General features: G+C 63.0%; 13 protein-coding genes and 1 pseudogene. All 14 read right to left on the bottom strand.

Annotation, left to right across the window (positions count from 1 at the left end):
• Window positions 1-147: 147 nt before the first annotated feature.
• Entirely contained in the window at window positions 148-1,167 is a 1,020-nt protein-coding gene (locus tag MESS4_RS10785) for an isopenicillin N synthase family oxygenase (RefSeq protein WP_006329865.1), read from the bottom strand.
• 177 nt (window positions 1,168-1,344) lie between these two features.
• Window positions 1,345-2,385 (bottom strand): phosphotransferase family protein, encoded by a 1,041-nt coding sequence (locus MESS4_RS10780; protein WP_006329856.1) that lies wholly within the window; start codon window positions 2,383-2,385, stop codon window positions 1,345-1,347.
• A complete protein-coding gene (locus MESS4_RS10775) occupies window positions 2,369-3,601 on the bottom strand; it encodes an acyl-CoA dehydrogenase family protein (protein WP_006329855.1) in 1,233 nt (410 codons plus the stop codon). The genes MESS4_RS10780 and MESS4_RS10775 overlap by 17 nt, the downstream gene beginning before the upstream one ends.
• A gap of 6 nt (window positions 3,602-3,607) precedes the next feature.
• Window positions 3,608-4,360, bottom strand: a complete 753-nt coding sequence (locus tag MESS4_RS10770) for a glucose 1-dehydrogenase (RefSeq protein WP_157385555.1) — start codon at window positions 4,358-4,360, stop codon at window positions 3,608-3,610.
• Window positions 4,361-4,390: 30 nt separating this feature from the next.
• Window positions 4,391-5,409: pseudogene (locus MESS4_RS10765) on the bottom strand (aldo/keto reductase).
• A 35-nt stretch (window positions 5,410-5,444) separates the two neighbouring features.
• Complete coding sequence (locus tag MESS4_RS33415) at window positions 5,445-5,585, bottom strand: hypothetical protein (protein WP_157385554.1); 141 nt, start codon at window positions 5,583-5,585, stop codon at window positions 5,445-5,447.
• The gene (locus MESS4_RS10760) at window positions 5,564-6,091 is read right to left on the bottom strand and encodes a hypothetical protein (protein ID WP_006329850.1); all 528 of its coding nucleotides are present in this window, start codon (window positions 6,089-6,091) and stop codon (window positions 5,564-5,566) included. The genes MESS4_RS33415 and MESS4_RS10760 overlap by 22 nt, the downstream gene beginning before the upstream one ends.
• A gap of 4 nt (window positions 6,092-6,095) precedes the next feature.
• Window positions 6,096-7,181, bottom strand: coding sequence for an ABC transporter ATP-binding protein (locus MESS4_RS10755; RefSeq protein WP_006329849.1), 1,086 nt, complete (start codon window positions 7,179-7,181; stop codon window positions 6,096-6,098).
• Window positions 7,182-7,193: 12 nt separating this feature from the next.
• Window positions 7,194-7,982 carry an ABC transporter permease gene (locus MESS4_RS10750; RefSeq protein WP_006329848.1) on the bottom strand — a complete coding sequence of 263 codons (789 nt, stop codon included), beginning with the start codon at window positions 7,980-7,982 and terminating at the stop codon, window positions 7,194-7,196.
• A 4-nt stretch (window positions 7,983-7,986) separates the two neighbouring features.
• A complete protein-coding gene (locus MESS4_RS10745; RefSeq protein WP_036241049.1) occupies window positions 7,987-8,865 on the bottom strand; it encodes an ABC transporter permease in 879 nt (292 codons plus the stop codon).
• An 81-nt stretch (window positions 8,866-8,946) separates the two neighbouring features.
• Entirely contained in the window at window positions 8,947-10,101 is a 1,155-nt protein-coding gene (locus tag MESS4_RS10740) for a PotD/PotF family extracellular solute-binding protein (protein ID WP_006329843.1), read from the bottom strand.
• 260 nt (window positions 10,102-10,361) lie between these two features.
• Window positions 10,362-11,042, bottom strand: a complete 681-nt coding sequence (locus MESS4_RS10735; protein WP_006329842.1) for a GntR family transcriptional regulator — start codon at window positions 11,040-11,042, stop codon at window positions 10,362-10,364.
• A 114-nt stretch (window positions 11,043-11,156) separates the two neighbouring features.
• Window positions 11,157-12,794 (bottom strand): choline dehydrogenase, encoded by a 1,638-nt coding sequence (locus tag MESS4_RS10730; protein ID WP_006329840.1) that lies wholly within the window; start codon window positions 12,792-12,794, stop codon window positions 11,157-11,159.
• Window positions 12,795-12,837: 43 nt separating this feature from the next.
• A complete protein-coding gene (locus MESS4_RS10725) occupies window positions 12,838-14,337 on the bottom strand; it encodes an aldehyde dehydrogenase family protein (RefSeq protein ID WP_006329838.1) in 1,500 nt (499 codons plus the stop codon).
• Window positions 14,338-14,423 lie beyond the last annotated feature (86 nt).

Raw genomic sequence — 14,423 nt, 5'->3', positions numbered from 1 at the left:
GCTTCAGAGGGGAACACCGTTCAGCGGAATGGGAGGAAACCGCCGAACGATTTTACCTTTTTGAACTGATTTGGGCGCGTTGACGACGGATAGAATTCCAAAACCAGGCGCAATGACGAAAATTCCTATTCCCATCGAATGATGGCATCAGGCCGGCGACGCCCTGGTTTCAAGCAGGTCGGCATAATGCCGGCGCGCTACGTCGGGGTGGGAGCGCAGGCGGCTTTTCAACACATTGGTCCCGACATCGCGAAACAGCGGATTGTCGGGATCGCTCGCCGGCCCGCGTGTCTCGGCCGACAGTTCCTCGGGCAAGGCAAGCAGCGGGATCGTCGCGTCGAGCCGGGCGCTGAAGAAGAAGGGGACCGAGATCCGCTCGGCGCCGGCCGGCGGCGTCACGACACGATGGATGGTCGCCCGGAGATAGCCGTTCGACGCCAGTTCGAGAAGTTCGCCGATATTGACCACTAGCGTTCCGGGGATCGGATCTACATTCACCCAGCTGCCGTCATAGTCGACCTGCAGCCCCTTGTTCTCGTCCTGAAGCAGGAGCGTCAGAAAGCCGCCATCCTTGTGCGCCCCGACGCCCTGGTCGTCGCCGGTCGAATGGCGGCCGGGATAGCGCACGATCTTCATGCGATGGTTGGGCTCACCGCGGTAGATCGGGTCGAACGCGTCCTCGGTCTGGTCGAGCGACAGCGCGAAGGCCTTCAGCAGGCGGATCGCCACCGCCGTTGCCTTGCTCTGCCATGCCAGCAGCGCCGGCTTCAGTTCCGGCAACGAAGCCGGCCATTGGTTCGGCCCCTGCAACCGCGTCCAGGCGGGAACGCCAGGTCCTTGCGGTATGGGCGCTCGCTCGACGCCGATATCGAGCTGTTCGCGCCAGTCGGCCTTGCCCTTGGTCAACTCGCCGCCGGCGCGCGTGTAGCCCCGGAATTGCGAGGACCTGGCCATTTCGATCGCCAGCTTGTCGGCTTCGGCCAAGGCAAAGAACCGGCGTGAGGCATCAAGCACGTCCTCGATCTCCGCAGCCGATATGCCATGGCCGCTGAGGTAGAAGAAACCGACATCGCGGGCAGCGGTACGCAGGTCGAACAGAAAGGTCCGCTGTTCCGATGCGCCCTGTTCGAGACGGCTGAGATCGAGCACAGGTACAATCCTGGCCATGGTCAAGCTCCTTCCGCTTCAGGCTTGGATCACCCTGCTACGGTGGCACGCAGGACGCCGCGATCAAAGCAACGTCCGATCCAATCTCGACACGAATGGAAGAAAGTCAGCGCTGCATTTGATGACCGGCGGGCAAATAACATGCATTGACGGTCTCGGCGTGACCGGCGGCGCGCATCACCATGGCCGCGCGCCGTCGATGACTTCCATGGCGCGCGCGGCGAAACGGCCGGCCAGCGGCGCAACGTCGGCCGCATTGGCCGCGGCCGCGCTGCCGGCCTGCGCCCGGTCGGCGATGCCGACGAAGATCACCGCGAACCGGAACAGGGCGAAAACCAGATGGAAGGGCTGCAACGGCCCAGTGGGCACGGCATGGGCGAAATAGTGGGAGAGGAACTCGCGCTGGGTCGGGATGCCGAGTGCTGCATGATCGAGGCCGAGGATGCCGCCATATTCGTCCGGCGAGGAATGCCAGGGCATCGAGCAGAAGCCGAGATCGGCCAGCGGATGGCCGAGCGTCGACAATTCCCAGTCGAGGATGCCGATCACGTCAGGCCGCTCGGGATGAAAGATGAGATTGCCGAGGCGGAAGTCGCCATGCGCGATGGCGACGCGACCATCGTCCGGCGGAAGATTTCGCGGCAGCCATTCGGCGACGGCTTCGAGGGCCGCGATGCGATCGCTCGGCGAGTCCAACAACTGCTTCGTCCAGCGCGCGATCTGCCGCTCAAAGTAGTTTCCCGGCCGGCCATAGTCGCCGAGCCCGACCTCCTCCGGCTGGATGGCGTGCAGTTTGGCCATGGCCTCGGCCATGCCGAAGTAGATGCCGCGCCGCTCGGCGCGCGACAATCCCGGCAGTGCGCAATCATGGAAGACGCGGCCGTCAAGGCGTTCCATCAGATAGAAGGGCGTGCCGAGCAATTCGTCGCCGACGTGGTAGAGCACCGGCCGCGGCACCGGCACATCGGTTGGAGCGAGCGCCTCGATCACCCGGTATTCGCGATCGATGGCATGGGCGCCGCGCAGGATCGGCCCGCCGGGCTTCTTGCGCAGCACCATGCGGTGCCCGCCATAGTCGACGAAATAGGTCGGGTTCGACTGGCCGCCGCCGATCCGCTGCAGCGACAGAAGGCCATCGCCGAACCGGCCTCTGAGAAAATCCTCCAGCCGTGACGGATCGAAATCCGGCCGCGTCAGGCGCTCAGCGCTTTCCGGCATGGCCTGTCTCGCCTGGTTCGACATTCCAGCGCCAGAAGCCGGCCCCCTCCTCGTTGAGGAACCGGTTGAGGACCATCTTGTGGACCTCGTCGGCACCATCGACCAGGCGGGCCTGGCGGGCATAGCGGTAGATCCATTCGAGCACCGTGTCCTTGGAATAGCCGCGCGCGCCGTTGATCTGGATCGCCACATCGGCGGCGTCATGCAGGACGTTGGCGACCTGGACCTTGGCCATCGAGACCTCCTTGCGGGCGAAGCCGCCGCGATCGAGCTCCCAGGCCGCCTTCATCACCAGCAAGCGGCCGATCTCGATGCGCATGGCGAGATCGCCGAGCATGAGCTGGATGCTCTCCCGGTCGGCCAGAAGCTTTCCGAAGCCATGACGCTCTGCAGCATAGGCGCGGGCGATCTCGATGCAGCGCTTGGACAGGCCCAGCCAGCGCATGCAATGGGTAAGCCGCGCCGGACCGAGCCGGACCTGGGTGACCTTCAGCCCGCTGCCTTCGCCAGCGAGCAAATCCTCGACCGGCACCTCCAGCCCGTCGAATTCCAGTTCGCAATGGCCGCCATGCTCTTCCGGACCCATGATCTCGATGCGCCGCAGAATCCGCCAACCGGGCTGGTCCTTGTGGAACAGCAGGGCGGAAAGTCCGCGACGCGGATCGTCCGAGGTGCGCGCGACGAGAATGAAATGGCTGGCTTCGCCAGCGCCGGTGATGAACCATTTGCGGCCGCTGACCACATACTTGTCGCCGCGCCGCTCGGCCTTGGTCACGATCATCGACGGGTCGGAACCGCCGCCCGGATGCGGCTCGGTCATCGCGAAGGCCGAACGGACCTTGCCCTCGACGATCGGCTGGAGCCATTTCTGCTTCTGCTCCTGCGTCCCCAGCGCTTCCAGCACCATCATGTTGCCGTCATCGGGGGCCGCGGAATTGAACACCACGGGACCAAAGATCGAGCGGTTCATCTCCTCGTAGCAGACGGCCATCTCCACCTTGGAAAGGCCCGCCCCGCCGGTCTCGGGCTTCAGTTGCAGGCACCACAGACCCGCCGCCTTCGCCTTGACCCGCAGCGTCTCCAGCAGCGGCAGCGCGATGTTGCCATAGGCATCGTAAGACGTTCTGTCAGCCTCCAGCGGCAGGATCTCGCGCGCGACGAAGTCGGCGATCTCAGCGCGAAAAGCTTCGGTGCGGGCGGGAATGTCGAATTTCATGAGCACTCACAAGGATGAAACGAGATGGCCGCCATCGACCTCGATGGTCGAGCCGGTAATGTAGCTGCCGGCATCGGATGCGAGCAACAGCAGCGCGCCGGCGAGTTCATCCGGCCTGCCCAGCCGGCGCTGCGGAATGCGCTTGATAAGCCGAAGGCCGGCTTCCGAGGCGAAGAAATCGCGATTGATGTCGGTTTCGATATAGCCGGGACAAAGCGCATTGACGCGAATTCCATAACGCGCCCATTCCAGCGCCAACGCCTTGGTCAACTGGATCACGCCCGCCTTCGAAGCGGCGTAGGCGCTGACATTGCCGGTGACACGATGGCCGAGGATCGAGGCGATGTTGACGATGGCGCCACTGCTGCCCGAGGCCCGCATGCCGCGCGCGACCGCTATAGCGACGACGAAGGCGCCCTTGAGGTTGGTGTCGATCACGCGGTCCAAGCCGTCCTCGTCGAGATCGAGTGCCGGCGCGGTTCCGCTGACGCCGGCATTGTTCACCAGGATATCGAACGGTGTGCCCGCTTGCGCTAGTGCGGCCGCCACCGAGGCGCTGTCGGCGACGTCCATCTCGACAACGAGAGCACTGCCGCCGGCCGCCTGTATTTTTTCGGCGGCCTCAGCAAGCGCCTGCTTTCGGCGCGCGGCCAGCGTGACCGAAACACCTTGCCGGGCCAGAAGCTCGGCAAAATAGAGCCCAAGCCCGCCGGACGCGCCAGTGACCAGCGCGGTCTTGCCCCTAAGGTCTTGAAACATGACGGGGAGGTCTTGAACCATGATCCGCCATCAAGCCGGCGTCGGCGCATTCTCTGGGATAAGGCTCTGCTTCTTCAGCGCCGCCCAGAATTCGGCCGGAATGGGATGGCCGATGAGGGCGACATTCTGGTCGAGATGCTTCCTGGTGCGGGTGCCCGGTATGTTCGTCGGGATCGACGGATGGGCCAGCACGAACTGCAGCGCGGCTGCCGCGAGCGGCACATTGAACTCACGGCACACCGCCTCGATGTTGCCGACCCGCTGGAGGATCGGCTCCGCTGCTTCGCTGTAGTTGTAGTGCGCGCCCTTCACGGCACCGGTTGCGAGGATGCCGCTGTTGAAGCCGCCGCCGAGCACGATGGCGACGTCGCGCTCCTCGCAGAGCGGCAGGAACGTGTCGAGCGCGTCCTGTTCGAGCAGCGTGTAGCGGCCGGCGAGCAGGAAACAGTCGAAATCGCGCTCGCGCAGTGCCGCCTCGCAAACCTGCCATTCATTGCATCCGACGCCGATGGCCGAAACCACCTTCTCGGATCGAAGCTTCTCCAGCGCCTTGTAGCCGCTGTCCATGGCGGTGCGGAAATGCTGTTTCTGGAGATCGGGGCCGTGAGAGAAGACATCGATGTCGTGAATGAACAGGATATCGATGCGCGACACGCCGAGCCGCTGCAGACTGTCCTCGAAGGAGCGCATGCTGCCGTCATAGCTGTAGTCGTGGACGACCTCGAAGGGAGGCATGTCGACCCGGAAGAACGATTTCATCTCGCCCTTCGGCACCGGAGCGAGCAGGCGCCCGACCTTGGTCGAGAGAACATATTCATCGCGCGGGAAGGCACGCAGCGCTTCGCCAGCCGGCGTTCGGACAGGCCATGGCCATACATCGGCGCCGTATCGAAATAGCGCAAGCCGGAATCCCACGCGCCCTTGATAACGTCGCGAACGTCCGCCTCCGGGACGGCGCGGAACTGGTTGCCGAGCGGCGCCGTGCCAAAACCCATCGTAGTGACTTCGAGGCCGGTGCGGCCGAATTTCTTCTTGTCCGACGCGTTCATGAACAGATCCTTCCGGTCTTATTGAAGAGATTTCGTCACTTGATGAACAGATATTTCGAGCGGTCGATGGTGAGCGAGACCGCCAGGATGATGACGAAGCCCTTGACGATGTCCTGGGTGAAGCTGTTGACCTCCGTCACGTCCATGCCGTTCGTCAGGATGGCGATGACCAGCACGCCGAGGAAGGTCCGGTGCGGGCCGCCGATGCCGCCCGATAGGGCGGTGCCGCCCATGACGAGGCGGCGATCGAATTGAGCAGCAGGCTGCTTCCCGCCGTCGGCGTGCCGGCGCCGACCTGGCCGGTCAGCATGACGCCGGCGAGACCGCAAATGCCGCCGGCCAGCACGAAGGCCAGGATCTTGTAGAAGGTGACGGGGACGCCGGCGTGCGAGGCGACGATCTCGCCGCCGCCGAGCGCGTAGAGATAGCGGCCAAGCTTGGTGCGGAAGGCGACGACGGTAAGCACCGCGGTGGCGATCAGCGCGAACCAGATGACATTGGGGATGCCGAGCACGAAGGAGCCGTTGACCAGATCCGGCAGCAGGCTGTCGGCGAACAGGATCGACTGACCCTGCGAGATCTGGGCTTGGCGTTGCCACCTGCCTGGAACGCTGACGGCGCATAGTTCGGGCGGGCTTGCCGATATCGCCGGCGTGGCGCCAGCCATACATTCGGGATTCATGCGGTCAGGATCCCGGAAGGATGACGACGTTTTCGGAGTCCCAGAAAATTTCTGCCTTCTCACCTGGTTTCGGCAGGCTCGTGCGGGTGCTGCGCTGGACCTGAACACGAGCGCGAACGCCGTCGGCGAGACAGATGGTGTAGAACGATCTGCTGCCTATGAAGATGACATCCTCGACCTGCCCGGTCGCCGATTGCGTGGTGTCATTGTCCCGGTTGAAGCGGAAGGATTCCGGTCGAATTGAGACGATCGCCTTGCCGCGCAATTCGCCAGCCGGAACGATGGAACTGTGAAAGCGGAGCCCCGACCCGGTGACGGCTGTCATGCCTGAGGCATCATCGCTTGCCATTGCCGCCTCGAACAAATTGGTCTCGCCAAGGAATTTGGCGGCGAACAGCGATTTCGGCGCCGCGTACATGGTTTCGGGTCGGTCGACCTGGACAATGCGGCCCTTCTCCATGAGGACGACACGGTCCGAAAGGATCATCGCCTCGTCCTGGTCGTGCGTGACATAGACGAAGGTGGCGCCGGTCTCGGCATGAATGCGCTTCATCTCGACCAGCATATGCTGGCGGATCTTCAGATCCAGCGCGGCAAGCGGCTCGTCGAGCAGCAGGACTTTCGGACCATTGACGAGCGCCCGGGCGAGCGCCACGCGCTGGCTCTGGCCGCCGCTCAATTCGTTGATATAGCGGTTGGCGAAGCTGTCGAGTTGAACGATGTGCAGCATCCGCTGGACCCGCTCGCGGATTTCCGCCTTGGGCGTGCCCTTAACCTTGAGGCCGAAGGCAACGTTCTCGAACACGTCGAGATGCGGGAAAAGCGCGTAGCGCTGGAAGACCATGTTCACCGGCCGCCGCTCGGGCGGTTGGCCGGCGCAGTCCTTGCCGTCGATCCTGATGGTGCCGGCGGTCACCGCTTCGAAGCCGGCTAAAAGCCGCATCAGAGTTGTCTTGCCGCAGCCGCTGGGGCCGAGCAAGGTTACGATCTCGCCCTGTTCGATGGACAGGTTGATGTCGCTCAACGCCTGGAAGGAACCGAACATTTTCTGGGCCGCGGTGATCTCGATCACGGGCGCGCGGATTGTCATGCCTGTCGATCCTTATGACACGGTGCGGCCGGCGACGGCCGACCTTCTGCGCAGATGGCCTATGAGCCAGGCGATGAAGAGGATGGCGACCGAGAACACCAGAGCGAGCGTAGAGATGGCGTTGATGAGCGGCGTGACGGTGCGCCGCATCATCGACCAGATATACATGGGCAATGTCGTCTCGGTGCCGGCGACGAAGGAGGTAACGACGAACTCGTCGAAAGACACGGCAAACGCCAATATGGCCGAGGCGATCAATGTCGGCGCGATCAGAGGCAGCGTCACCTTGCCGAAGGTCTGCATCTGACTGGCGCCGAGGTCGCGCGATGCCTCCTCCAGCGACGGGTCGAACAAGGCAAGCCGGGCGCGCATCGCCACGATCAGGATGGGCAGGGCCAGCACCACGTGCGAGATGACGATGGTGGCCGTCGAGAGCTGGATCCGGGCCTGGGCGAACAGCACCAGAAGCGAGACGCCGACGAAGAGGCCGGGAAGTGCGATCGGCGTCAGGCACAGCACCTCCAGCAAGGCGCGGCCCCGATGCCCTAGGCGAAGCCAGGCAAGCGAAGCGGCCGCCCCCAGGATCAGCGTGATCAACGCGGTGAAGCAGGCGACGGTGAGGCTCTTGACCAGGGCCGAGCCGAGTTGGGCATTGCCGAGCACTTCGGCGTACCAGCGCAGGCTGAAGCCGGCAAAGGGAAACGACAGCGAAGGGCTCGCATGGAAAGAGAAGAGAACGATGATCACCAGCGGCATCAACAAGAACGCCAGGATCGCCCAGACCACCAACTTCAGCACCACTGCGTCAGCCCCCCGCTTTCCTTGCCGGCCGGCGCTTCACGACCAGGCCCGTCGCGCGCCCAATCCCCATCACGGCAAGGTAGATGACGATCGACACCAGAAACATCAGGAAGGCCTGGGCAGCACCGAGCGGCCAGTTGCCGGTCTTGCGGAACTGGTCGGCGATCAGCAACCCGGTCGTCTGGCCCGACGACCCGCCAAGCATCTGCGGCGTGACATAGTCGCCCGCAACCATGACGAAGGTCAGCATGAAGGCGCCGACCAGGCCGCTGGCCGCGTTGGGCGCGATGACGCGGAAGAAGGCCCCGAGCGGAGAGGCGCCGAGGTCGCGCGCGGCGTCGACAATATCCTTCCTGATCTCGCTGAGCGACGACACCACCAGAAGGATGCAGAACGGCAGGTAGATGTGGATCAGCGTGATCGCGACCGCAAAGCGGCTGAACAGGAACACCCCGACCGGCGTGTCGACGATGCCGGCCTGGATCAGGATGGTGTTGAGGACGCCGCTGGTGCCGAGCAAGGTGCGCCAGGCATAGATGCGCACCAGATAGCTGGAAAACCAGGTGATCAGGATAAGGTAGAGGATGACCTGCGAGCGGCTGACATAGACGAGGTAGTAGCCCACCGGAATCGCCAGCACCAGCGTGATCGATGCCGTGACCAGCCCGATCAGGATGGCGTTGATCGTCACCGTCCAGAACAATGGCGACATCAGCGAATTCAGATAGTTCGAAAACACGAAGTCCGGTACGATCTTGTACGAGGCCGCCGTCCAGAAACTGTAGACGAACAGGATCAGGCTCGGCACGACGAAAAACACGACCATGTACAGAACGGCGGGCGCAGCCAGCAGGCTGCCCATGCTAGAGCGCGGTGCCTTCATGAACATCCCACCGACAAAACGCGCTATCGGCAATGACGCCGATAGCCAATTCTCAATTCAGCCTGTTGAAACGGGGGAAGTCTACATCCCCGCCTTGAATTCCTGCCACGCCGCGATCCAGTCGTCATAGGTGGCATGGGTGTCGGAGGCCCGCGGCGGAATGCCGGGCAGGCCGGCGGCGAAGATGCTGTCGATGGCATTGTAGTCGATCCGGCTGCGCGACTTCTCATCGAGCAGTGCGACCGCCTTTTTGGAAACTGGCGCCTGAACCACGGCCATGGCGACCTTGGCCTGCACCGCGGGATCGAGCGACTGGTTGATGAAGGCATGAGCGGCCTCGATGTTGTCCGCCGAAATCGGGATGAACCAGGCATCCACCCAAAGGACCGGGCCTTCCTTCGGCATGGCCATCTCGATCTTCATGTTCTGCTGGTCCGTCTGCGTGATGATCGAGGGATCGGCGCAAAGTGCCGCAACGACCTCACCGGAAACCATGAGATTGACAAGCTCGCCCTGGTTGAGGGCGATGACGCGGGCCTGATCGCGATATTTGGAGAATTCCGCGAAAGCCTTGCCAAGCTCGTCCTTGGTCAGCAGCGGATATTTCTCGCCAAGGCCGGCAACGCGCGCAGCGACCGGCCAGGAGCTCACCGTGTCGTCCATGATGGCGATCTTGCCCTTGAGCGAGGGATCGAGCAGGTCGGCATAGGATGCCGGCTTGGCCAGCTTGTCGGCATTGAACAGGATCGTGTTGAAGCCCCAGATATAGGGCGATCCCCAATGTTGGCCGTCGGCGAACCAGGTAGGCTGGTCGTAGAACTGGCTGAAGATGTTGTCGGGGTTGTAGTTCGGCACTTTCGAGACATCGATCGGATTAACGATCTTCATTTCCCTTATATAGAGATCCGCATAGGCCTGATTGTATTCCGCCAGATCGATGGGCGGCGGGTTGCCGGCCACGAACTTTGCCTGCACGTCATCCTGGTTGGCGATCGACGTGGTCTCCACCGTCACGCCATTTGTCTTGCGCCAGTCGGCAAGCTCGCTGGTCAGGTCGTAGCCTTCCCAGGCCATGACCTGGAGTTCGCCCCCGGCAGCCGCCTGCGCCGGCAGCGAGGACAGCCTCAACAGGAATGCCCCGGCTCCCAGGCCGGCCATTCCGGCGAGAGCGGCTCTCCTGCTGATCGCCGATGTGGACAAGCTTGAATTGGCTTCGTCTCCTGCTTTGCGTGTCATTGTGAATTCCCCTTTTTTGATGGCAGCTTCGACAACCTTGCTTTACAGGATATTGGATACAATAATCATGAGAGTCAAACGAATTCGCCTCGCCTCCTCGGCCGGTTTTGATTTTCCTTGTGAAGATATTGCGGCGGGGCCAGCATATCCCGGTCGGCTGCCCTGGCGTCAGCTGGTTTCCGAGCGACAGTGGAAAATGCCCGGCCGATTTCGACATACCAAAGGCCCGATCCGTAAAAACAGGATCAGCCGGGACAGGGTCAGACGGCGGCCTCGCCCCGCTTCAGTTGGCTGACGATCTCTTCGGCCGCGTCGGCGACATGCTTCTTGAGCAGTCTCGATGTTTCGACCGCATCACGCAGGCGATAGGCCGCGAAGATGTCGCGATGCTCCTGCAGCGCCTTGGTCTGGGCCTTCAGCGGTTCGATCTGCAGGCGCAGATAGCGATCCGCCGAACTGTAGAGCGTTTGCAGCACCGCCATCGAACGCGGCCGCATGGAGGGCTCGAGCAGCGCCGTGTGGAAGGCCCAGTTGAGACGGCTGAGTTCCTTGGGATCGCCCCTGCTGATCGCAGCCTCGTAGTCCTGAAGCGCCCGCTCGGCATTGGCGATGTCCTGGTTGGACATGCGCGCGATGGCCTTCTTGACGAGGAACGGCTCCAGCAGAAGCCGTGCGTCGAAAAGGTCAATGGCATCATCGGCCGACAGATCGGAGACGACTGCGCCGCGATGCGTCCTGATGACGACAAGACCTTCCGCTTCCAATTGCAGAAGCGCCTCGCGCACCGGAATCCGGCTGACGCCCAACTCGGCCGCAATCGCTTCCTGGCGGATCTGATGGCCGCCGGGGTAGTCGCCGCCGATGATCTTGGCGGCGATATATTCCGCGACCATCGCGGTGACGGTCTGGCGCTGCAACAGAGGCTTGGCTGGTGGCGGCATGGCAGATATTTTCCAGAATCGTTCTACTTGTACGATCGTATCCAATATTTCATTGTGATCCAATCTCCGCTTTGCAGTCGAGATTTGAGGGTTCCAACCGGGGTCCGGCCCTAATTATAGCCGATCCGCATAATCGATAATTTGTGGCGGCAGCGGCGCGCGTCCCCGCGCGCGATCGACAAGCTTTTCCGCAATCATCATGGTTGGGCAGTGCAGATTGCCGCTGGTGATGCGCGGCATGACCGACGCATCAATGACACGCAGCCCCTCGGTATCGTTTACCTTGCCGTCGGCATCGACGACCGACATGTCATCGACGCCCATCCGGCACGTCGAACATGGGTGGTATTGCGTGCCGAGATTCTCCTTCAGCCAGGCAAGCACTTCGGCGTCGGGCATCGTCCTCAGCCCCGGCGTCAGGGCTTCGCCGCGCATGCCGTCCCAGGCACGCTGCTGGATGATCTCATCGGTGTGGCGCACACCGTCGATCAGATCCCGCTGGTCCTGCGGATGCGCGAGGTAGTTGGAAACGATAGAGGGGTGGGAGCGCGGATCGACCGATTTCAACGTAACGGCGCCCCGGCTCTTCGGCCGCATCAGGCAGGTCTGGTATTGGAACCCCTCTTCGATGTTGACCTTGCCGTGCATCAATTCGCCCAGCATCGGCAGAAACTCATGCTGGATGTTGGCATAGTCGGCGGCCGCGCTGCTCCTGAAGAACGTGCCGACCTCCCAAAGGTTGGTCACGCCGAGGCCGGAGCGCAGGAACAGCCATCGCGCGCCGATCAGGCCCATCTTGAACATGTTCAGGTCCATGGCGGGGGAGACGCCAGGGCGCGACGCCCTGTAGCGAACCGAAACAGCGACGTGGTCGACGAGGCCCTTGCCCACGCCCGGTACGTCCGCAACCGACTTGACGCCAAGCGCGCGCAACTCTTCGGAGGGACCGACGCCCGACAAAAGCAGAAGCTGCGGCGAGTTGAAGGCGCCGCCGCACAGCACCACCTCGCGTCCCGCCTCGACGGTCTGGATCGCGCCGTCAACCTCATATGTCACGCCGACCGCGCGCTTGCCGTCGAAGTCGATCCGGTGCACCAGGGCGTTCAGCTCGAGGTCGACATTGCCCTTGCGCAGCGCAGGCCTGAGATAGGCCCTGCCGCCGCTCGCCCGCACGCCCCTGTCGATATTTGCCTGGTAGACATGGACGCCTTCCTGGCGGTAGGCATTGTAATCGGGATTGAGCGGATGGCCCGCCTGCTGGCCGGCCTCGAGAAATGCCTCGAAGACCGGCAGATTACCTTTCAGCGTCGTGATCGCGATCGGCCCATCACCGCCGCGATAGGTGTTGGCGCCCTTGTCGTAGGTTTCCAGTCTCTTGAAGTAGGGCAAGCAATGCGCGAAGGACCAGCCTGGCAGGCCGTCCTTGGCCCACGCATCGAAGTCGCGCGGATTGCCGCGCACATAAACCATGCCGTTGAGCGAGCCGGAGCCGCCCAGCATCTTGCCCCTGACATGCGTGATCATGCGCCCGCCGAGCGCCTCTTCAGGTCCCGTCTCGAAACTCCATGTCCGGCGCTGGTCGGTCAGCGGGTAGGACATGGCGGCCGGCATGCGCACATAGATGGAATTGTCGCTTGGGCCGGCCTCCAGGACCAGCACGCGGACACTCCTGTCCTCGCCAAGCCTGGCGGCGACGATCGAACCGGCGGCGCCCGCCCCGACAACGATGTAGTCATACGCCTTGGATGCCATATCGAACTTACCTTCACTTGCGCCCAGCCGAATACGTCAGCCTTTATGTCGCCCACCAGATGCTTTTGGTCCGGGAATATTGGTCGAGCGAATGGATGCCCTTGTCCTTGCCGCCGAAGCCGGATGTCTTGAAGCCGCCGAACGGCGTCGTGAAGTCGCCTTCGCAGAAAGCGTTGATGGCCACGAAACCCGCATCGAGCGTTGTGGACGCCTCGCGAATTGCGTTCGGATCCTCGCCGAAGACATAGGCGCTGAGGCCATATTGCGTATCGTTCGCACTGCGGATCGCACCATCCAGATCGTCGTAGAACCTGACGGAGAGAACCGGGCCGAAGACCTCCTCCCTCCAGGCATCGGCGCTCTCGGCGACATTGAAGAAGACGATCGGCTCGACCAGGCGCGGCGATGCGCCCGTAATTTCGGCCGCCGACACGCTGAAATCATTGTTGCGCTGCTTCTCGGTGTCGATGACGCGATTGACCTTGGCCGCGTGGGCGTCGCTGACCAGCGGCCCGATGCGCGTGGCCGGATCGAACGGATCGCCGATCGGCCATTCCTTCATCTTGGCGGCGAGCATGTCGCGAAGACCGCCTTCCAGCGCGCGCGGCGCGAGAACCCTCGATATGGATGAACAGAGCTGGCCGGAATTCATCAGGAAACCGGTCGAGATGTCGTCGGCGAAACGGTCAAGCGACTTGACGTCGGGCAGGATGATGGCGGGATTCTTGCCACCGCATTCCAGCGAAATTTCCTTCAGGTTCGAATCGGCCGAATAGTGCAGGAAACGCCGTCCGGTGGCGGTCGAGCCGGTGAAATTGATCGCCGAAACATCGTCATGCAGGCCCAGTGCCTTTCCGGCAACGGCGCCGGTGCCGGGTACGACATTGATGACGCCGACCGGGAACCCCGCTTCGATCGCTAGTTCGGCCAGCCGCAGCGTGGTGAGCGGCGTATCGTCGGCAGGCTTGCAGACAACCGTATTGCCGGCGGCAAGCGCCGGGCCGATCTTCAGCGCCAGTGTGGTCAGCGGATAGTTCCAGGGCAGGACGATGCCGACCACGCCTTGCGGCTCGCGCACGATCTGGCTGAGCACGCCCTTGCGACGGGCCGGACCGAGATCATAGGCGGTCTCCGTCAGGCTGGCATACCAGCGCAGCACGCCGACCGTCGTCGGCAAATCGTCATTATAGGAATGCAGGATCGGCTTGCCGACATCGAGGCTTTCGAGAAGCGCCAATTCGAGCCAGTTTCTTTCGACGGCGTCCGCCAGCGCACGGATCAACGTCGCGCGTCCTTCGTGCCCCATCGTGCCCCAGTGCGCCTTCAGCGCCGCGCGGGCGGCCCGCACGGCAAGATCCACTTGCCTCTCGCTGGCAAAGGCGACTTCGCTGATCGTCTCTCCGTCGAAGGGGGACATGATATTTCTGACGTCGGAGCCGCCGTCGCGGGAAAAGCCGCCGCCGATCCAGGCCGAATCCAGCCGCCGCGCCGTCTCGCGGATCTGCTTCAGGTCGGGCGCGCCGAATACGGGAATCTTATGCATGCAATCCATTCCTGGCGCATCCGCCGGCTGCGACCTCTCGAAAGCGCAACCGGCGATGCGGATTTTCCGGTGGTGACCTGGACATC

Origin of the sequence: Mesorhizobium sp. STM 4661, from assembly GCF_000359125.1 — a bacterium.
GTDB lineage: Bacteria > Pseudomonadota > Alphaproteobacteria > Rhizobiales > Rhizobiaceae > Mesorhizobium.
Note: the sequence above shows the minus strand (reverse complement) of the source record. Positions and strands in the feature narration are given on the sequence as shown.